The organism is Fictibacillus aquaticus (genome assembly GCF_002245695.1).
GTDB classification, from domain to species: Bacteria; Bacillota; Bacilli; order Bacillales; family Fictibacillaceae; genus Fictibacillus; species Fictibacillus aquaticus.
In genome coordinates this window covers 784,813-805,001 of sequence record NZ_NOII01000001.1, presented here as the reverse complement: position 1 = coordinate 805,001, position 20,189 = coordinate 784,813, and the positions used below count along the sequence as shown (strand labels likewise).

The following is a 20,189-nucleotide window of genomic DNA, read 5'->3' as shown; positions in this document are numbered from 1 at the left end:
TCTATGCACCTCTTACTCGTGATGTAAACTGTTCTATCGTTGTAACACTGCTTCTTGTTTTAATGAGGGATGCACCAAGCTTCAGTGCTTTTCTTTTTAAATAATGCTGAACATCGCTGCATGAAATGCTGTCCAGGTCGGCTACGTGAGCAAGCCCGATCGTCCGCCGGATGATTTCACAGCCTGCAAAACCGATTGCATCTGTGAACGTCTTTTCAAGCAGATTCTCTAGCACACCATCTGTGCCTGCAAAAGGTTCAGTGCTTTCTTCACGGAACAATCTGCTAAACTCGTTCTCAAACGTTTTCCAGGTTTCCTCAATTGTCTTCAGCAGCTTATCCTGCGTTTCTTTACGGTTAAATGGTTCCTGTGAATGATGATGCTGTGACAGATAATTTAATGCGATGTTAGCGATAAACTGGCCGATGTCAAAACCGAGAGGACCAAAAAAAGCGAATTCAGGATCGATGACCTTAGTAGAATCCTCCTTAACGAAGATGCTTCCTGTATGCAGGTCTCCGTGCAGCAGCACTTCAGCCTGAGTTAAAAACTGATATTTCAGCAGTCCTGCTTCTCTGCAAAGTTCTGCATCACTCCAAAGCTGTTCAACATCGGGCCGCAATTCTTCAGGGAAATCGTTCGTCTCATGATCAAAAAACGGATCAGTAAAAACAAGATCTTCTGTAATTTTGCACAGCTCCGGGTTGCTGAACGATTGCACAAGGCGTTTTTTCTCGAATGGGTGAAGATAAAAATCACTCGTGTAAAACGCAGTCCTTGCAGCGAAAATTCCAATATCACGCGCAAGCAAAGCGTATGCATTACTCTCGATCAGCCCTTTTCTTGCGATAGTGTGCGAGGAAAGGTCCTCCATAATAGTGACTGCCAGTATGCTGTCTGTGTAAAGGACCTTTGGTACAAGGTGAGGTACATATTTGGCTGCATGTATAAGTGCATCACTTTCAATCCTTGCCCGGTCCAAAGTGAGTGGCCAGCTTTCTCCAACCACCTTTGCGTATGGAAGGGCCTGTTTTACAATGACGGATTCGTTCACCCCTGTGACTTTAAAAACAAGATTTAAGTTTCCGTCACCAATCTCTGAAACGGAAAGTTCAGTTTCGCTTATTAAGCCGAGATTCTTTACTAATGCTTCAGCTTCTTCGTTTGTTAACGCTTTGTATTCTGCTTTTGCTGCGGTTGTCATAAAAATTCCCCCTGTATAAAAATAAAAGAGCCTCTTTCATATGAAAGAGGCTCGGAACATTCGGTTACCGTGCCTCTTATCTCGCAGACAAAATCAGTCTGCTGGATTTAGCACCGTGCCATGCGCAAGGTTTTTCCTTGCGGCCCCCTGAAAAAAGGGAGCCCCATTTTACAATGGTATTACGGTCGGTTGCTGGGCTTCATCGGGCCAATTCCCTCCACCTGCTCTTGATAAGAGACGTGCTATTAATTTGGGATCGTCAATTAGACTGACAATTCATAATCGTTATACTAAATCATAAGTTGTTGTATTGTCAACAAAAGTTTAATACAAATTTTTCCGGCGGTCTTCAAAGATAGGGATGCGCGATCTTACTTCGTCGACAAGTGAAGGATTGATTTCTGCTGACAGCAAGGTTTCTTCGTGAGCACCAGACTCGGCTGCAATTTCCCCCCATGGATCAATAATGAGAGACTGGCCGGCGAACGTGTTATCAGGGTCTTTCCCGCTGCGGTTACATGCAACAACGTAGCATTGGTTTTCAATGGCACGAGCAGTCAAAAGAGTGCGCCAGTGTTTGTCACGCTGAATTGGCCATTGAGCAGGAACAAAAATTATTTTAGCGCCTTCAAGGGCAACTTTTCGAACCCATTCTGGAAACCTGATGTCATAGCATATCAAACCTGCGCTTGGAACATCATCAATCCGGAATTGTGATGTTTCACTGCCAGGGGTGATAAACTTTTCCTCATTCATGAGCCGGATTAAATGAGCTTTACTGTATTTGCTGATGACAGAACCATCACGGCCAAACACAAGCATTGTATTTGAAACATTTCCATTCTTTTCGTATGCGATTGATCCGCCAACGATGTTGACGTTATGCTTTTTGGCAAGAGGTTTCAGGAATTCTATCGCGTTTTTCCCTTCTGTATCGGCAATCTCTGAGAGCCGCTCAAGGTCGTATGCTGTATCCCAAAGCTCAGGCAGGACAATAACATCAGCGCCTTCATCAGCAGCTTTGCTGATCCATCCGGAAGCTTTCTTTCTGTTTTCATCTGGTTTTCCATATATGACGTCGAACTGCACGCATGTAATTTTCAAATGTTTGCCCTCCAAAATTGTCTTTGACAGAATTAAACATAGCGTATAACATTACTCATTAGAATTTCAAGAACATTCATAATAGACAGGAAGTGGATCGATTGAAACGGTTTGAACAGGCAGATGTGATGAATAAGCTGCCGGAGCAATTTTTTGCGAAACTCGTAAAAAAAGTCAGCAGCTATGCAGCACAAGGCTATGACATTATAAATCTAGGACAGGGCAATCCTGACCTTCCAACACCGCCGCATATTGTAAAAGCAGTACAGGAGGCGGCCGGCAATCCTCAATATCATAAATATTCTCCTTTCCGGGGATATGACTTTCTAAAAAAAGCAGCATGTGAGTTTTATTTGCGAGAATACGGAGTGAAGCTCGATCCTGAGAAGGAAGTGGCTGTTTTGTTTGGCGGAAAAGCAGGACTCGTAGAAATCTCGCAATGCTTCCTGAACGCAGGTGACACTGCTTTAGTACCGGACCCCGGCTATCCTGATTACTTATCTGGAATCGCGATGGCGAATGCGAAGACACACTTCATGCCGCTGCGTGAGGAAAATGATTTTCTCCCTGATTACAGCTCAATTGCAGCAAACGTACTGGACGATGCGAAGCTATTATTCTTAAACTATCCAAATAACCCGACGGCCGGCACGGCAACGCATGAATTCTTTGATGAGACGGCGGCGCTGGCAGACAAGCACGATATTCTTGTCGTACATGATTTTGCATATGGAGCAATTGGCTTTGACGGGGAGAAGCCGCCTAGCTTTCTTCAGTCGAAAGGCGCAAAGGATGTTGGAATTGAGATTTATACGTTATCCAAAACATATAATATGGCAGGCTGGAGAGTCGGTTTTGCTGTCGGCAACGAAAAAGTAATCGAGAGTTTAAACCTGATTCAGGACCATTTTTATGTAAGTTTATTTGGAGCTGTTCAAGAAGCGGCAGCAGTAGCTCTTACAGGACCGCAGGATTGTGTCGCGGATCTTTCGGCCACCTATGAAAGCAGGCGGAACGCATTTATCGGGCGGCTGCAGGAAAACGGCTGGGACGTGAAAGCGCCAAAAGGTTCTTTTTTCTGCTGGCTGCCTGTGCCAGATGGGTACACATCAGAATCGTTCTCTGATCTGCTTTTAGAGAAAGCTCACGTGGTTGTAGCTCCAGGCGTCGGATTCGGCAGTGAAGGAGACCGATTTGTACGTGCAGGACTTCTTACAACAGAGGAAAGACTAATTGAGGCGGCAGACCGAATCACGAAAATTAATTTTCAAAAATAGTTGACAGTCAATTCACACCCTGTCATAATCACAATTAAATTAATAAATTCAAACAATTTTGTATTTTCTCTTATCAAGAGCAGGTGGAGGGACTGGCCCTATGAAACCCGGCAACCATTTACCATTTCGGTGAAAACGGTGCTAATTCTTGCAGCTTTTAAATAGCTGGCAGATGAGAGGAAGCGGAACCGTGTTTATATGCGCGCCCCTTCCTCGAGAAGGGGCTTTTTGTATGGAAATAGTTGAAAAAGAATGTGCTTATTGCCTCTTTTTTATACCTTAGGGAAATGTACAAGCATGTCCCATTAATCCTGCATTTACTGTAAGAAGGACATATGCAATTGAAGGAGTGACTATATTGGGAAAAGTAACGGCAACCTATCTCGTTCATGATAAAAAAGGAAACTTGAATAAAAAGGCAGAAGATATCGCTCTTGGGCTGACTGTCGGTTCTTGGACCAATCTGCCTCAGCTTGAAAAAGATCAGCTTGAAAAACATAAAGGGACTGTTGAGTCTGTGACGGAGCTTGAAAGCGACAGCGCTGCAGATCAATACCTGGGTAGCAGCAGAACAAAAGGCTTGCTGAAAATATCGTATCCAGCCGCTAATTTTTCTCCAGATCTGCCGGCTATACTGACGACAGTGTTTGGCAAGCTGTCACTCGATGGAGAGATCAAGCTTGTGGATTTGGAGCTGGGAAAATCTCTCGCTCAGCAGTTCCCTGGGCCGAAGTTCGGCGTAGACGGAATTAGAGAAAAGCTTGATGTCTATAATCGTCCGCTTGTAATGAGCATTTTTAAAGGAGTGCTCGGCAAGGATCTGGAGTTCTTCAAAGAGCAGCTCCGGCAGCAGTCACTCGGCGGAGTGGACCTTGTAAAAGATGACGAAATTTTATTTGAAAATCCTCTTACGCCATTTGAAGAGCGGATCACAGCAGCAAAACAAGTTCTCTCTGAAACTGAAACCATCACAGGGGAGAAAACATTGTACGCGGTAAACCTGACAGGCAGGAGCAGGAACCTTAGAGATAAGGCAAGAAGGGCTGTTGAGCTAGGAGCGAACGCACTGCTTTTCAACGTATTGTCATATGGTCCTGATATTCTGCAGGAACTTGCAGAGGATAAAGAAATTTCCGTGCCTATCATGGCACATCCAGCGCTGGCAGGTGCAGCAGGATCTTCAGCACTATACGGCATCAGCTATTCTGTCTTGCTCGGGAAGATTCTCCGCTGGTCAGGAGCTGATCTAGGGCTTTTCCCTTCTCCGTACGGAAGTGTAGCTCTTAAGCGTGAAGAAGCATTAGGAATTTCTAATGCACTTACAGAAGAAAGTGCCGTTCACCGTGCAGCTTTCCCGGTGCCTTCTGCAGGAATTCACCCGGGGCTTGTTCCGCAGCTTTTTAGCGATTTCGGCATCAACAGCGTCATTAATGCGGGTGGCGGAATTCACGGACACCCGGATGGGGCTGCAGGAGGTGCAAGAGCGTTCAGACAGGCAGTGGATGCTGCAGTTTCCGGTGTTTCTCTGGATGTTGCGGCTTTGACGAATAAAGAACTGGGCACTGCTCTTGAGCTTTGGGGCGGGGTGGCTGCGAAGTGACAAAGAAAAAAGTAATCTTCTGTGATTTTGACGGCACCATCACTGAAAAGGATAACATCGTCAGCATCATGAAAGAGTTTGGCGGAAACGGATGGGAAGAAACGGTCAAAAAAGTTCTTGGCGGTGAAATATCCATTCAAGAAGGGGTAGGAAAGATGTTCGCATCGGTCCCTTCAAGCAAAAAAGAAGAAATCATCCGCTTTGTACTGACTCGGTCAAAACTTCGCGGAGGTTTTGAAGACATCATCCAATATGCGAAAAACGAAAACATTGAATTTTATGTTGTAAGCGGAGGCATCGATTTTTTCGTCTATCCGTACCTTGAAGACTATATCAGCAATGATCATGTTTATTGCAACGGCAGTGACTTTACTGAAGAAACCATCAAGATCACATGGCCAAACGAATGCGATGAACACTGCGAGAATGGATGCGGATGCTGCAAGCCTAGCATTTTGCGAAAATGGGACAGTGATGAGTTTTATAAAATAGTAATCGGTGATTCTATCACAGATGTTGTGGCGGCAAAACGTGCGGATGAGGTGTTCGCAAGAGATTTTCTCATTGAAAAGTGCAGAGATCTGAACATTTCATTCACCCCGTTTGAAACCTTCCACGATATTATTGGTCATCTTGAAAAAAAGAAGGAGGCAGTTTCATGACAAAAGAACTGCGCTGGTCAGAGCTTGCCGATGTTAAGGACGAATTAGCTGCAAGAGACTGGTTTCCTGGAACGAGCGGAAACCTGTCGATTAAAGTAAGCAATGAGCCGGTAACATTTCTCGTATCAGCGAGCGGAAAGGATAAAAGAAAACGTACAGAAGAAGATTTCCTGCTTGTGGATGAGTTTGGGTTACCTGCAGAAGAGACAGCTCTTAAGCCATCTGCTGAAACAGATATCCACTGTGAAGTATACAGGTATACTGATGCTGGCTGCTGCCTCCATGTTCATACAATTGATAACAATATCATATCTGAAATGTACGCATCAGAAGGGTCCATTACATTCAGAGGACAAGAGCTGATTAAGGCTTTCGGAATCTGGGAGGAAGATGGCGAGATTACCGTGCCAATCGTAGAAAACTACGCTGATTTGAAACGTCTGGCTGAGGCGACAGCTTCTGTTATCCAGCCTGAAACTAAGGCAGTATTAATCCGAAACCACGGTATTACCGTTTGGGGAAAAAACGCTTTTGAAGCGAAAAAACATCTTGAAGCGTTTGAGTTTTTATTTTCTTATCATATTAAGCTGAAGTCTCTTAATCTCTTTCAAAGTGTGAAGAAGTTCAGCGCAAAAAAAATCATAAATTTCTAGGAGGAAAAAAATAATGGCACAACTGCGTTTTCATGATAACGGAGAAAGAATTGAACTTCAGACAGAAGTGGAAGCATATTTGAACAGCCAGGAAGTCATCTATGAAAAATGGGAGATTGAAAAACTACCTGCTCATTTACGAGAGAATTACTCTCTAACTGATGCAGAAAAGGAAGAAGTTGTGGCTGCTTTCCGAAGCGAGATTGACGAGTTGTCAGCCCGCAGAGGATATGTGACAGAGGATGTGATCTCGCTGTCTGATGCGACTCCAAACCTTGATGAGCTGCTGAAGAACTTTCTTAATGAACATCATCATAGTGATGATGAAGTACGGTTCATTGTTTCAGGGCACGGTATTTTCGCGATCGAAGGGCCGAACGGACGTTTTTTTGACGTAGAACTGGAGCCAGGCGACTTGATCTCTGTTCCTGAAAATTACCGCCATTACTTCACACTGCAAGAAGACCGTAAAGTGGTGGCTGTGCGTATCTTTAAATCAAAAGAAGGCTGGGTACCGATCTACGATAAGGAAGCACTTTAAGCTGAATAAATTTCCACACAAAAAACCGGCCTTGGCCGGTTTTTTCCATTACTCATAGTTTTGAAGGTTGCGCAGCTTGATCAGTCTGTAAGTGTGAAGAACGATAACTTTTAAGACTGCGAAGACTGGGACTGCGAGAATCAAGCCGAGCAGACCGCCGAGGCTACCTGCCACTAACAGCAGTGAGATAATCGTCAGTGGATGAATGTCAAGTGTGCGTCCCATTACCTGGGGAGAAATTAAGTTTCCTTCGATTTGCTGGGCGATGACCATAACGATCAGCACCTTAACAACCATCACTGGAGAATCGGTGACGGCAACGATAATAGCCGGGATCACACCGATGATCGGACCTAAAAATGGAATAACGTTAGTCAGCATGGCAGCGAGTGCGAGAAGCAAGGAGTACTCAATTCCAATAATTAAATATCCTGCGTAAAGCATCAATCCGACGACGACACTGACAAGAATTTGTCCTTGAATATAGCCGCTTAATGCCAGATCCATGTCTTTTAGAATTTTTTGTCCGTTTTCACGCTGTTTGATCGGCAGAAGAGAAAGGACCTGCCGCGGAGCTTTTTCTCCTTCTTTCAGCATGTAATACAAAATGAAAGGAACCGTAACAAATACAACGATGATATTGGTCACAATTGAAATAAAGTTGGCGATGTTTGTACTGATAGTCGAAACGCTTGAAGACAGATAGCCTGTCACTTTATCAGATAGCTCTTTCGGGTTGAACTCTCCGCTTTCCTGAAAACGGTCAATCCATTTATTGTTTTGAAGCTCGACAATTTTTCCTCTTACCGAGTCGATGAGACCTGGCATGTTTTCAATAAGACTGCTCACCTGGCGCTGAAGGATTGGTCCGACCGTGTAGACGAGAAGAGTTATCAGGCCGATAGCGGCTCCGTAAATGAGTAGTATCGATAATATTTTTGGCACTTTCCGCTTATGTAAAAAGATTACAACAGGCCGGAATAAATAGTACAGGACACCGGCAAGAAGGAATGGAGCAAATAAGGTCTGAACAAGAACGACTAGCGGGCGGAATATAAAATCAATTTTCGTGCCGACCCAAATAAGCAAGAAAATAAGAAGCAGCGCGTATCCAACCCTGAACATTTTTGACTGTGGCATCTTACACCTTCTTTCGAATGCTTTTGTAATGAAAATGAGATATTCTTCATTATTCGATTATACCCTTCACTTTACCTGCTCACAAATATATATAACACCGATTTAAAGTCACTCGTACATGCTGCTCTGCATAGTCTGATTATTGGGCGAAAAGATTCTTTGCAGAAAGAAAGGGTGACAGCAATGTGCGGCATAACAGGCTGGGCCGACTGGAAACATCATGTAGCGAGCGAGAAAAAAGTGCTGCTTAAAATGGCAAATACGCTGTCCAAAAGAGGTCCAGATGCGCTGAACGTCTGGAGTGATGTACATGTAGGCTTCGGGCATGCAAGGCTTGCAGTCGTCGATATCGAAGGCGGCGTCCAGCCTATGACACGGCAAAAAAATGGTGCAACATATACGATCTGCTATAACGGGGAACTGTACAATACGGAAGACATCAGAAAAGAGCTGCAAGTGAGGGGCTATACATTTACAGGTCATTCAGATACGGAAGTGCTGCTGACCGCTTATATGGAATGGAAAGAGAACTGTCTGGAGAAATTCAACGGTATTTTTGCGTTTGCCATTTATGACGCGGAAAGAGAGACTGTATTTTTAGCGCGTGACCGTCTCGGTGTTAAGCCGTTTTTTTATTGTGATAAAGGCAGTTCTTTTCTATTTGGTTCTGAGATAAAAGCGCTGCTCGCACATCCTGGCGTGAAGGCGGAAATCGGGATTCAAGGGCTGCAGGAAGTTTTCGGTCTAGGTCCATCACGGACACCGGGCGTGGGTGTGTTTAATGGAGTGAAAGAGCTCCGCCCTGCGCATGCTGCTGTGTTTTCAAGAAACGGCTTAAAAATCTGGCGTTATTGGAATGTAGAAAGCAAACCGCATGAACACGATCTGCAAGAGACAGTCGAGAATGTCAGGAGCCTTGTTGTAGATGCCGTGGAACGTCAGCTTGTCGCAGACGTGCCGGTGTGCACATTTTTATCTGGAGGGCTGGACTCATCTGCGATTACGGCGATCGCTGCAAAACATTTTGACGCAGAGAAAAAGGGTGAGCTTCATACGTTCTCGATTGATTATGAAGAAAACGCAAAATATTTCAAAGCAAGTGATTTCCAACCTAACTCGGACGCACCATGGATAGAGATGATGGTGCAATCTTCTGGATCGGTCCATCACTCCTGTATCATTGATAACGAGCTGTTGATCAACCACCTGCGGGAAGCTGTCACGGTTCGAGACCTGCCAGGCATGGCAGATGTGGATTCTTCGTTATTATGGTTCTGCCGGCATATTAAGCAGCAGTCGACTGTTGCATTATCTGGAGAATGTGCAGATGAGATTTTTGGAGGGTACCCATGGTTCCATAAAGAAGAGTTATTGAACAGGAACATGTTCCCTTGGATGAGATCGACTGATGAAAGAAGACAGCTGCTGCTTCCTCATGTTGAATCAAAGCTTCAGCTGGCACAATATGTACAGGAAAGATATCAGGAAACGGTAGATGAAACACCTAAGCTTGCCGGAGAAGCACCGGCTGAAGCAAGAAGGCGTGAAATTTTCTACTTAAATATGATCTGGTTCATGACGACGCTGCTCGACAGGAAAGATCGTATGAGCATGGGAGCGAGCCTTGAGGTCCGCGTACCGTTTGCTGATCACCGTATCGTGGAATATGCATGGAACATTCCATGGGATATGAAAATGCTTGACGGAAGAGAAAAAGGCATCCTTCGCAAAGCCTTGACTGGCATTCTTCCTCACGATGTTCTGTACAGAAAGAAAAGTCCATACCCAAAAACACATCACCCGGTTTACACTAAGGGAGTCAGAGACTGGCTTCAGTGCATTGCTGATAATAAAAATTCGCCGCTATTTGAAATTATGGATAAAAAGAAAGTGCAGGAAATTATTGATACGAATGGGGAAGCATTCAAAACACCGTGGTTCGGACAGCTGATGACAGGGCCACAGCTTATGGCGCATATCGCACAGATTGACAGCTGGCTGACCGACTACAATATTAATATTGTTGAATAAATGAAAGTGAGGAATAAGTAAAAATAAAAACCGTCTGCTTTAGGCTGCGATTGCATCCTAAAGCAGACGGTTTTTTTGTATAAAGATTTAGCTTTTCATGAAATCTATTAAGCTGCAAGCCTGTTTTCCTGCCAGGCGCGCTGTTTCCAGCGCCGCAGCATGAGCAGCCCGCGAAGCCATTCATCTGCGATAAAGGCAATCCAAATTCCGACTAAACCGAGACCGGACGTGATGCCGAGAATATAAGACAGCGGAACGCTTAATCCCCACATCGATAAAATGCCCATGTATACCGGAAACTTCGCGTCTCCTGCTGCTCTTAAGGAGGAAATAACAACAAGGTTGAACGACCGGCCCGGTTCTAGAAGAATAGTTAAAGTCAGCAAGACTGCACCGACTCCTAGAATACCACTGTTGTCCGTAAAGACAGAAAGCAGCGGTTTTGCTAAAATCGCAACGAGAACGGACATGCCGAATGTGATCAGCATCGCATATTTCAAGCTGGAAAGGCATGTGCGATAAGCTTCATTAAGCTTCCTCGCCCCAATCAGCTGGCCGACAATAATCTGTGTTCCTTGTCCGATCGAGACAGAAAAAAGAAAGATAAACATCATGATATTAAACGAATATACTTTTGCTGTTAATGCCTGTGTTCCGATCATCGTAATAAAAATAGTGATGACCATCTGCGATGTACTGTAGGAAAGATGTTCTCCGGCAGCAGGAAGTCCTATACGCAGTACATTTTTCAGATGCACAAAAGGCAGGCTGGCCGCACGCCGGAAGTTAAAGCTGACTTTTGTCCTCTTTTTAAGAAGGGCGAGAAGAACAATCAGCCCCGCTAATCTGCTGACCGTAGTAGATATGGCCACACCTTCGACACCAAGAACAGGAATACCCATTGGTCCGAAGATAAATAGGTAGTTTCCGATAACATTTAGTATGTTCATCCCGATCGTGACGTTCATCGCATCCTTTGTGAAACCATAGCTTCTAAGAGAGGCGCCGACTGTCATGATCACTGACTGAATAAAAGAAAATCCTCCAACTATATATAAATAGCTTTTTGCTTCCGCCATCAGTTCTGGAGGGGTCTGCACCCAGGAAAGAAAAACTCCGCCAAAAAAGTAGAGGACGGCGCTAAGCAAGAGTCCGAACACAAGGTTTGCAGCGATTGATAGAATGATGGTTTCTTCTGCCGTTTTATAATTTTTCGCACCGACCGCTTGAGCGATAACAACGCTCGTACCTGTCGCAATAAAGCCAAACATGACAATAACGATGGAGAGAATCTGATTGGTCAGGCCGACTGCTGCTACAGAATGATCGGAATACTGGCTAAGCATAAGTGTATCGGCGTTCCCCATCAGCATATGCAGAAGAAACTCAATGAAAATTGGCCATGTGATAGCAAATAATGATAGTTTCTCTGCAGCTGACGTTTTTATAGTTTGTTTGCTCATTAATGGCCTCCCTTTAAACAATAGGTGATAAAAAAGAACATCCTTCATTGTATTCCTTTTGCTATAAAAATAAAAGGAAAAGCTGGCAATTTTAAGCCAGCTTTTTTCCAGCATTATTTAACTTCAAACAGAGCGAAACCGAATGGCGGCAGTTCCACCTTCAATGTTCCTGAAACAGGTGCAGTTTTATTCCAAAGGTCATAGGCATTTTTGTTTTCATCAAGTGAATATGAAACAAGTGCTGAATTTTCGCCTGCGTTGATTGCAATCAAAACAGAGGTGTTATCCCCAACTTTTTCAAATAAAAGCGTCTGGTCTTCCGTTTTCAAGAATTTTAATGTGGCGCCATTCCCAAAGCCGGACACGGTTTTTCTTAACGTGATAAGCTTTTGCACATGACGGTACATATCAAGATCCTGTTTTTCCTCAACCCACTCCATGCATTTACGGCATCCCGGATCTTTTCCTCCGGTCATTGAGATCTCATCTCCATAATAAATACAAGGTGTTCCGCTGTAACTCATCATTAGCACATACAAAAGCTTTACTTTTTCTTTAGTGTCGCCGCAAAGTGTCAAGACCCTTTGTGTGTCATGCGAGCCGAGAAGGTTGAACGCCGCTTCACTCACATTCTCAGGATACATATGCACGACATTCATAATCTTTTCAGCAAAAGCAGCTGCATCGATTTTTTCAGAGGCAACAAAGTCTAAAGCAGCGTTCGTGAAAGGGTAGTTCATGACTGCGTCAAACTGATCACCGGCAAGCCAAGGCATGGAATCGTGCCAGATTTCGCCCAGTATATATGTGTCTGGCTTTACTGATTTCACTGTTTTTCTGAACTCTCTCCAGAACGCATGATCTACTTCGTTTGCAACATCCAGTCTCCATCCATCAATATCGAACTCCTCCACCCAATAACGGGCAACATCGAGCAAGTAGCGGCGGACTTCAGGGTTTTCCGTGTTAAGCTTTGGCATGCTCTTTTCAAAGGCAAATGTATCATAATTGGGCCTAGGTTCTGTTTTAATAGGATATTCTCTTAAATGGAACCAATCTTTATATGCGGACTGTTCTTCATTTTCGAGTACGTCCTGAAAAGGTTTGAAATAATAGCCGCTGTGATTAAAAACGGCATCGAGCATAACTTTGATGCCGTTCTCGTGGCAAACCTTGACCAGTTTTCGAAACGTTTCCTTGTCACCGAATTGCGGGTCGATCTCCATATAATCTATCGTGTCATATTTATGGTTCGATTTCGCTTTGAAAATCGGCGTGAAATAGATACCGCTAATACCAAGTTCCTTCAGATAGGAGATGTTCTCGATGACTCCTTCAAAATCACCGCCAAAAAAGTTATTGATCTCAGGGTCTGCGCTGCCCCAAGGCAATGCGCCTTCCGGATCATTCTTTAGGTTGCCGTTAGCAAACCGCTCAGGAAAAATTTGATACCAAACCGTATCTCTCACCCATGATGGTGCGCGGAACACATCTGCAGAATTCAGGAAAGGGAAGCAGAAATAATACGCAGTGTCGTCAAATGGTGCTTCATCGAACAAACCTCGTTCGGTATACACTTTTTTCACATCTCCTGAAATCAGTTCAAATCCATAGCGGAGACGGCGGAACTCAGGCTGTATGGCTGCGAAATAATAATCGAACCACTCATCTGAGCCGCTGTATTCCATCGCCATTTTTGACGTCTGCCAGCCATCTTCATTCCAGTTATAAGGATCACCGTAGATGAGGGAGACGGAGTCCATGTCTCCCTTTTTCGTTCGCAGCCTGATATGGAGAGTCTTTTCATCATAAGCATAAGCAAAACTGTTCTTGGGTCTGTGATACAATGCCTCAACGTTCATTTTCTTCATCCTTTCGATTGAAAAATAAAAAACGGCACAACCCCTGTTTTCAGCAGAGGTTGTACCGCCCGTACATTGCCTTCAAATTGATATAGTTTATTTGTATTCCATAAGGTGTGATTTTGTCAATACACAAGGTTTTGTAAGCGTATGCATTTTTTTGAAAAAAAGAGTTGTAAAAAAGAAAAGCCCATGTATAATGAAAAGTAAGCGGTTCATGCAATCGTTTTCACAAAACAAAAAGAGATCGTAACATGCTTTTTTTTAGGTGTATTGTGCAAACGGTTGTATAACGTATAAACAATATTTCATAGGGGGATCAACCATGAAAAAGTTACTAGCATGGCCTTTAACTTTTGCTTTGGCAGCAGGCTCTTTAGCAGCATGCGGACCAAAGGAAGAAGAGGGCGGAAAAGAAGCCGGGAAAGAAGCTGATAAGCCGAAACAGCTGACGATCTGGGAAGATAAAGAAAAAGGGATCGGCACACAAGATGCGATTAAGGCATTCGAAAAGAAATACGGCATCAAAGTAAAGCTTGAAGAAAAGCCGATGCTTGACCAGCAAGAAAAGCTTCGTCTTGACGGACGTTCTGGCAAAGGGCCGGACATCATCACAACTCCGCATGACCGTGTTGGACCGCTTGCATTGGAAGGATTAATTGCTCCAATTAAAGTATCTGATGAAACAAAGAAACTTTACACAGAATCATCAATCAATGCGCTAACTTATGATGGCAACCTTTACGGACTGCCAAAGTCTACTGAAACTCCAGTTTTCGTATACAACAAAGCATTAATGGAAAAAGCTCCAGAAACATTGGACGAGCTTAAAGGCGACAAGTTCGGAGCTGAATACTCTTATCTTGCTAACTGGACTGATTTCTACTTCGCACACGGAGTTCTTTCTGGAATGGGCGGATACGTGTTTAAAGATGACAATGGAACTCTTGACCCATCTGACGTTGGTCTTGCTAACGATGGCGGTGTTGAAGGTTTAGACTATATTACTTCTTGGTATAAAGAAGGATTGTTCCCTAAAGGAATCATCGGAAAAGATGCAGGACAAACAATCGACGCATTGTTTACTACTAAAAAGGCTGCTTCTGTAATGAACGGACCGTGGTCTTTCCAGCCGTATAAAGATGCTGGCATCGATATCGGTGTTGCACCGCTTCCAAAGCTTCCTAACGGCGAGTATGTAAAAACATTTATCGGTGTTAAAGGATACTTTGTAAGTTCTTACTCTAAGAACCAAGAATGGGCTACAAAGCTTGTTGAGTTCATCACAAACGAAGAGAACTCTAAAGTTCGTTTTGAAAAGACAGCGGAAATCCCGCCAGTTGTAAAGCTTATGGAAGATCCAATCATCGCTGACAACGAAGCTGCAAAAGCAGTTGCAATCCAGTCAGAGCGCGGTGTTCCAATGCCTAACATCCCTGAGATGGCTGAGGTTTGGACTCCTGCTGCAAACGCTCTTCAGCTTTCTGCAACTGGTAAATCAGATGCGCAAAAAGCACTTGAAGGCGCTGTGAAGCAAATCAACCAAAACATTGAAACGAACCACAAGAAAAAATAAGCATTTTATATGAAAAGGTAAGCGGTACCCGGTTTCCGGGTACTGCTTTCTATCCCTTTATGTACGTATTGGAAAGGCTTAGACGGATCCTCAAGTCTTTCGAATACATACGGCAAAAGGGAGCAAAGAAAGGAGACAGCCCTTCGTGACTTATCAAAAGAAAGCGATGTTATTGTCAGTCATTCCAGGATTGGGCCAGATATTTAACAAACAGTGGCTAAAAGGTTCACTATTTCTCTTGCTGGCAGCTTCCTATTTTATTGTATTTTTTAATACCCTCAACATGGGATTATGGGGCATCGTCACGCTTGGTGAAGTGCCGTTCCGAGATCATTCAGTATTTTTGCTTGTAGAAGGTATTATTGCACTGATCATTATCGCAATTGGACTTGGTTTCTACGCGTTCAACTTGTATGATGCTTCTCAAAATGGGAAAAAACGCGACCAAGGCATCGCCCTTAATACACTGCGTGAACAATATTTGACTGTTGTAGATAAAGGATTTCCTTATTTGATGGTCGGACCAGGATTCTTCTTGTTGATCTTTGTGGTTATCTTCCCGATCTTATTTATGATCTTGCTTGCTTTTACAAACTATGACCTGTACCATTCACCGCCTGCAAAGCTTGTAGAATGGGTAGGCATCCAGAACTTTATTGACATCTTTGCATTAGATTTATGGCGTGAAACATTCATCTCTGTATTTGCCTGGACGATAATCTGGACATTCTCTGCGACCACTCTTCAAGTGGCGATCGGTATCTTCCTGGCGGTTGTCGTCAATCAGAAGGATCTAAAATTTAAAGGCCTTATCCGAACATTATTAATCCTCCCATGGGCAGTACCCGCATTTGTTTCAATCCTTATTTTCAGCGGATTGTTCAACGAGTCATTTGGAGCGATTAATATGCAAATTTTAGCCTCTCTTGGAATCGATTCCATAGAATGGATGACAGATCCTTTCTATTCGAAGATCGCACTGATTTTCATCCAGTCATGGCTAGGCTTCCCGTTTGTAATGGCAATGACGACGGGTGTGCTGCAATCGATACCTGAAGAACTTTACGAAGCGGCGACTGTAGACGGAGCTTCAACGTTTGATAAGTTTAAAGCAATCACACTTCCGATGATTCTGTTCGCAACAGCGCCGATTCTTATCACACAATATACGTTTAACTTTAATAACTTTAATGTTATTTATCTCTTTAATGCTGGCGGTCCGCCAGTAGCAGGTCAGAACGCAGGGGGTACTGATATCCTCATTTCATGGATTTACTCCTTGACCATGACATCATCACAGTATTCTAAAGCGGCTGCTATTACAGTATTGCTCTCTATCGTTATCGTTACGGTAGCTCTGTATAACTTCAGAAAAACGAAATCTTTCAAGGATGAGGGGACGATCTGACATGAGCATAAAAACCGCAAAGTATATCCGTCTAACCTTGTCGTACATTATTTTATTAGCTGCAATCGTAGTTGTTGTTTATCCGGTATTATGGGTAATCGGCTCTTCCTTTAATCCAGGAAACAGTTTGATGAGCTCAACTATAATTCCTGAAAACGCAACACTCGCCCATTACAAAAACTTGTTCGAGAACACTGATTATCTTACATGGTACTGGAACACTCTGAAAGTCTGTTTCTTTACAATGGTTCTTGCTGTTATCTTTATCGGACTGACAGCATATGCGTTCTCTCGCTATAAATTTATCGGACGCAAAAATGGTCTTTTGCTTTTCCTGGTCTTGCAGATGGTGCCTCAGTTCGTCGCGATTCTTGCAATCTTCATCTTGGCAGATCAGGTAAAGCTGCTTGATACGCATTTTGGGCTTGTTCTCGTTTATGTTGGCGGACTGATCCCGATGAATACGTGGCTTGCAAAAGGTTATTATGACACGATTCCAAAAGAATTGGATGAGTCAGCACGCATGGATGGTGCGGGGCATTTCAGAATCTTCTTCCAGATCATCCTGCCCCTTTCAAAGCCGATTCTTGCTGTCGTTGCACTTTTCAGCTTTATTTCACCTTTTGCAGACTTTATCCTGGCGTCCGTGCTTCTTCGTTCCCCAGAAAAGTTCACGCTTGCCATCGGACTTTATAACATGATTTCCGATGAGTTCGGCAACAGCTTTACGACTTTTGCAGCAGGATCCGTACTGATTGCCATTCCAATCGGTATCCTATTCTTATCGCTGCAGCGTTACTTCGTGTCCGGTCTGACGGCTGGCGGAACGAAAGGTTAATGGAAGTGAAAGGAAAAACGGTGAGGGGCAGCAAGTGCCTCATCATGCTGCTCCCGTTTCTCCTTTTTTTCTCTTCAGAAATGAATGCGCTTGCAGAAGAGGAAAAGGAGAGGAACTGGCAGGATGAAGCGGTGTACTTTATCATGGTGGACCGCTTTTATAACGGCGACACATCTAATGATCTAGACAGTGACATTGAGGACCCGTATGCCTATCATGGCGGGGATATTAAAGGTATCACAAAAAAGCTGGATTATATCAAAGATCTCGGCTCAACAGCTATCTGGCTGACGCCGATCGTAAAGAATGAGGAAAAAGGCTACCACGGGTATTGGACAGAGGATTTCCTTCAAGTGGAAGAACATTTTGGAACGATTCAAGATGTAAAGGAGCTCGTAAAAGAAGCTCACAAACGCGAAATGAAGGTAATTCTAGATCTTGTTGTCAATCATACCGGCTACAAGCATGAATGGCTGAACGATCCGGATAAAAAGGGCTGGTACCACGAACAGCAGGAAATATATGACTACAATGATCAGAAACAGGTTGAAGAAGGCTGGCTTTCAGGTTTGCCTGATTTGAATCAGGAAAACGAAAGCACGAGAAAATATTTGCTCGACATGGCTGTATATTGGATAAAAGAAACGAATATCGATGGCTACCGCCTGGATACGGTCAAACATGTGCCTAAGTCGTTTTGGAGCGATTTTTCTAAAGCGGTAAAAAAGGAGAAACCGGACTTTTATCTGCTTGGAGAAGTTTGGCATGACAACCCGGAATACATTGCAGATTACAGCGAGGCAGGCATTGAATCGTTTGTTGATTATCCGCTTTACAATGAGATGACGCTCGCCTTTAGCGAGAGCGGCCAGCCGCTGTCTGAACTCGCTTCTGTTTGGGATCGAAACAGCTATTATTACAGCAAGCCTTATGAAATGGGGAATTTTCTCGATAACCATGACAATATCCGTTTTACGAGACAGGCGCTTTTGAAAAACGAGGATCCGGAAAAAAGGCTTCGTCTTGCTCTCACGTATTTGTACACGGCACCCGGGATTCCGATTTTATATCAGGGGACAGAACATATGATGGATGGCGGCAAAGATCCAGATAACCGTCACATGATGGAATTTCCGTCTGAAAACAAAATGGAAGACTTCACCTCGGAAATAGCGAAGCTGCGTCAGGAACAGCCTGCGTTAAGACGCGGTGATTATAAGCTTGTTTACGAAAAAGGCAGCACCATTGTATTTAAAAGGAAGTTTAAGGGCGATATCGTGTATATCGCTTATAATAACAGCAAAGAAAAGCAGTCCATCACATTAAAAGACCGCGACCTGAAGGGGTATGGCTCTCTCAACAGCCTCATTACATCAGCTGCTGAAGTAAATGCAGATGTAAGCAAAGGCAGTGCCAAGCTGAATATGCCGCCAGAGACAGCGCAAGTGTTAAGCCCGATGAAGGGCAGCTCGATTCCGTTATGGGCATGGCTCACAGGTGGAGCGGCGGTTGCTGTGATTATAGCTGCAGCGGTTATGAGACACAGGAAATTATCACAATAACTTGTTTGCTTGCTGAGTATCAATTACAATATATTTGGAATTTATAAGGAAACGCTTTCTTAGGTTACAAAGTGTAAAGTATTAGTGCAACTAAGGCTGGCTTAAATCATGGCATCAGCCAAGTTTTCTATAGGGAAAGGAGGGGAAAAAGCATGGCAGTAACGATTAAGGATGTCGCGAAATTGGCTGATGTTGCGCCTTCAACCGTTTCACGAGTTATCGCCAACAATCCTCGCATTTCGGAAAAAACGAAGCGGAAAGTAAAAGAAGCTATGGAATATCTGGGGTATCACCCCAATTTTAATGCGCGCAGCCTGGCAAACCGATCAACACAGGCGATCGGTCTTGTTATGCCAAGCTCGGCCGACCATGCTTTTCAAAATCCGTTTTTCCCCGAAGTAATCAGAGGGATATCAACAAAAGCACATGAAAAAGATTATGCACTGTATATGTCAACAGGCAAAACAGAAGATGAGATTTTCGAAGGTGTTGTCCAGATGGTGCAGGGAAGACGTGTCGATGGCATCATCCTGCTCTATTCACGCGTGGATGACCGCATAATGACGTATTTGCAGGAACAGGAGTTTCCTTTTACTGTCATTGGCAAGCCTTATAAAAATGCCGAACTCATCACCCACATCGATAATGATAACTTTAAAGCTGCTCAAGAATTGACACAGTATTTGATCTCTCTTGGGCATGAAAGAATCGGATTTGTCGGAGGCAACTTGAATCTTGTCGTGACGATCGACAGGCTTTTGGGATACGAAAAGGCTATCCGTGACGCTGGACTTCATTATAAGGACCAGTATATTGTTCACGAGGAGTTCCTGAAGGAGGGCGGTCAGGAAGCCGTAAGGGAATTGTTTTCTCTGCCTGAGCCTCCTACAGCGCTTGTAGTAATGGACGATCTGATGACGTTCGGTGTGATCAGTACATTGCACGAAATTGGACTGTCAGTGCCAGAACACATCTCTGTCGCAAGCTTCAACAACGTGATGCTCTCTGAGCTCTCATCGCCGCCGCTGACTTCTGTGGATATCAATATCTTTCAGCTAGGATATGAAGCGGCTGGCGGACTGCTCGACTGCATTCAGACGTGTGCACCGGCTAAACGGGTTGTGGTCCCTCATAACCTGATAATCAGACAATCGTGCAAACCTAAATTAGCAGAAAAAGAAACAGTGTGATATATTCATCTGTTTCTTTTTTTTGAATTTCGTTCTTTTGAGTGACTATGGCTATTGAGTATTGGCGGAAAAAGCCTC

16 protein-coding genes and 2 riboswitches are annotated in these 20,189 nt (G+C 43.9%); of the genes, 11 read left to right on the top strand and 5 right to left on the bottom strand.

Features of this window, described 5'->3' with window-relative positions; all coding sequences use genetic code 11:
* Position 1: 1 nt before the first annotated feature.
* Together mtnK and CGZ90_RS04210 are read right to left on the bottom strand one after the other, a co-directional pair.
* Entirely contained in the window at positions 2-1,204 is a 1,203-nt protein-coding gene (gene mtnK / locus CGZ90_RS04215) for an S-methyl-5-thioribose kinase (protein ID WP_094251070.1), read from the bottom strand.
* A gap of 73 nt (positions 1,205-1,277) precedes the next feature.
* Positions 1,278-1,441: riboswitch (SAM riboswitch) on the bottom strand.
* Positions 1,442-1,528: 87 nt separating this feature from the next.
* Positions 1,529-2,308: a carbon-nitrogen family hydrolase gene (locus CGZ90_RS04210; RefSeq protein ID WP_165766758.1), complete on the bottom strand. Its 780-nt coding sequence runs from the start codon at positions 2,306-2,308 to the stop codon at positions 1,529-1,531.
* Positions 2,309-2,409: 101 nt separating this feature from the next.
* On the opposite strand from CGZ90_RS04210, the gene CGZ90_RS04205 reads away from it, so the two are divergent.
* From CGZ90_RS04205 to CGZ90_RS04185, 5 genes are all read left to right on the top strand, one after another.
* The gene (locus tag CGZ90_RS04205; protein ID WP_094251069.1) at positions 2,410-3,585 is read left to right on the top strand and encodes a pyridoxal phosphate-dependent aminotransferase; all 1,176 of its coding nucleotides are present in this window, start codon (positions 2,410-2,412) and stop codon (positions 3,583-3,585) included.
* A gap of 67 nt (positions 3,586-3,652) precedes the next feature.
* Positions 3,653-3,764, top strand: a riboswitch (SAM riboswitch).
* A gap of 179 nt (positions 3,765-3,943) precedes the next feature.
* Positions 3,944-5,185, top strand: a complete 1,242-nt coding sequence (locus CGZ90_RS04200; RefSeq protein ID WP_094251068.1) for a 2,3-diketo-5-methylthiopentyl-1-phosphate enolase — start codon at positions 3,944-3,946, stop codon at positions 5,183-5,185.
* A complete protein-coding gene (locus CGZ90_RS04195; protein WP_094251067.1) occupies positions 5,182-5,847 on the top strand; it encodes a 2-hydroxy-3-keto-5-methylthiopentenyl-1-phosphate phosphatase in 666 nt (221 codons plus the stop codon). The genes CGZ90_RS04200 and CGZ90_RS04195 overlap by 4 nt, the downstream gene beginning before the upstream one ends.
* Complete coding sequence (locus CGZ90_RS04190; RefSeq protein WP_094251066.1) at positions 5,844-6,500, top strand: methylthioribulose 1-phosphate dehydratase; 657 nt, start codon at positions 5,844-5,846, stop codon at positions 6,498-6,500. The genes CGZ90_RS04195 and CGZ90_RS04190 overlap by 4 nt, the downstream gene beginning before the upstream one ends.
* Positions 6,501-6,513: 13 nt before the next feature.
* The gene (locus tag CGZ90_RS04185) at positions 6,514-7,041 is read left to right on the top strand and encodes a 1,2-dihydroxy-3-keto-5-methylthiopentene dioxygenase (RefSeq protein ID WP_094251065.1); all 528 of its coding nucleotides are present in this window, start codon (positions 6,514-6,516) and stop codon (positions 7,039-7,041) included.
* Between the two features lie 48 nt (positions 7,042-7,089).
* Here the strand turns inward: CGZ90_RS04185 and CGZ90_RS04180 are convergent, their stop codons facing one another.
* Positions 7,090-8,181: an AI-2E family transporter gene (locus tag CGZ90_RS04180; protein ID WP_094251064.1), complete on the bottom strand. Its 1,092-nt coding sequence runs from the start codon at positions 8,179-8,181 to the stop codon at positions 7,090-7,092.
* Positions 8,182-8,364: 183 nt separating this feature from the next.
* Between CGZ90_RS04180 and asnB the strand changes: the two genes are divergently transcribed.
* Positions 8,365-10,212 carry an asparagine synthase (glutamine-hydrolyzing) gene (asnB, locus tag CGZ90_RS04175; RefSeq protein WP_094251063.1) on the top strand — a complete coding sequence of 616 codons (1,848 nt, stop codon included), beginning with the start codon at positions 8,365-8,367 and terminating at the stop codon, positions 10,210-10,212.
* A gap of 107 nt (positions 10,213-10,319) precedes the next feature.
* Here the strand turns inward: asnB and CGZ90_RS04170 are convergent, their stop codons facing one another.
* Entirely contained in the window at positions 10,320-11,675 is a 1,356-nt protein-coding gene (locus CGZ90_RS04170; protein WP_094251780.1) for an MATE family efflux transporter, read from the bottom strand.
* Between the two features lie 113 nt (positions 11,676-11,788).
* Positions 11,789-13,537 (bottom strand): alpha-glycosidase, encoded by a 1,749-nt coding sequence (locus tag CGZ90_RS04165; protein ID WP_094251062.1) that lies wholly within the window; start codon positions 13,535-13,537, stop codon positions 11,789-11,791.
* Positions 13,538-13,862: 325 nt separating this feature from the next.
* Here CGZ90_RS04165 and CGZ90_RS04160 point away from each other — a divergent pair, with 325 nt between their 5' ends.
* The 5 genes from CGZ90_RS04160 (at position 13,863) to CGZ90_RS04140 (ending at position 20,111) form a co-directional block, all read left to right on the top strand.
* Positions 13,863-15,113 carry an extracellular solute-binding protein gene (locus CGZ90_RS04160; protein ID WP_094251061.1) on the top strand — a complete coding sequence of 417 codons (1,251 nt, stop codon included), beginning with the start codon at positions 13,863-13,865 and terminating at the stop codon, positions 15,111-15,113.
* Positions 15,114-15,279: 166 nt separating this feature from the next.
* Positions 15,280-16,521 carry a carbohydrate ABC transporter permease gene (locus CGZ90_RS04155; RefSeq protein ID WP_094251779.1) on the top strand — a complete coding sequence of 414 codons (1,242 nt, stop codon included), beginning with the start codon at positions 15,280-15,282 and terminating at the stop codon, positions 16,519-16,521.
* A 1-nt stretch (position 16,522) separates the two neighbouring features.
* Entirely contained in the window at positions 16,523-17,359 is an 837-nt protein-coding gene (locus CGZ90_RS04150) for a sugar ABC transporter permease (protein ID WP_094251060.1), read from the top strand.
* Positions 17,359-18,921 (top strand): alpha-amylase family glycosyl hydrolase, encoded by a 1,563-nt coding sequence (locus CGZ90_RS04145; protein ID WP_240515339.1) that lies wholly within the window; start codon positions 17,359-17,361, stop codon positions 18,919-18,921. The genes CGZ90_RS04150 and CGZ90_RS04145 overlap by 1 nt, the downstream gene beginning before the upstream one ends.
* 152 nt (positions 18,922-19,073) lie before the next feature.
* On the top strand, positions 19,074-20,111 hold the full coding sequence (locus CGZ90_RS04140) for a LacI family DNA-binding transcriptional regulator (protein WP_094251059.1): 1,038 nt from the start codon (positions 19,074-19,076) through the stop codon (positions 20,109-20,111).
* Positions 20,112-20,189: the final 78 nt, after the last annotated feature.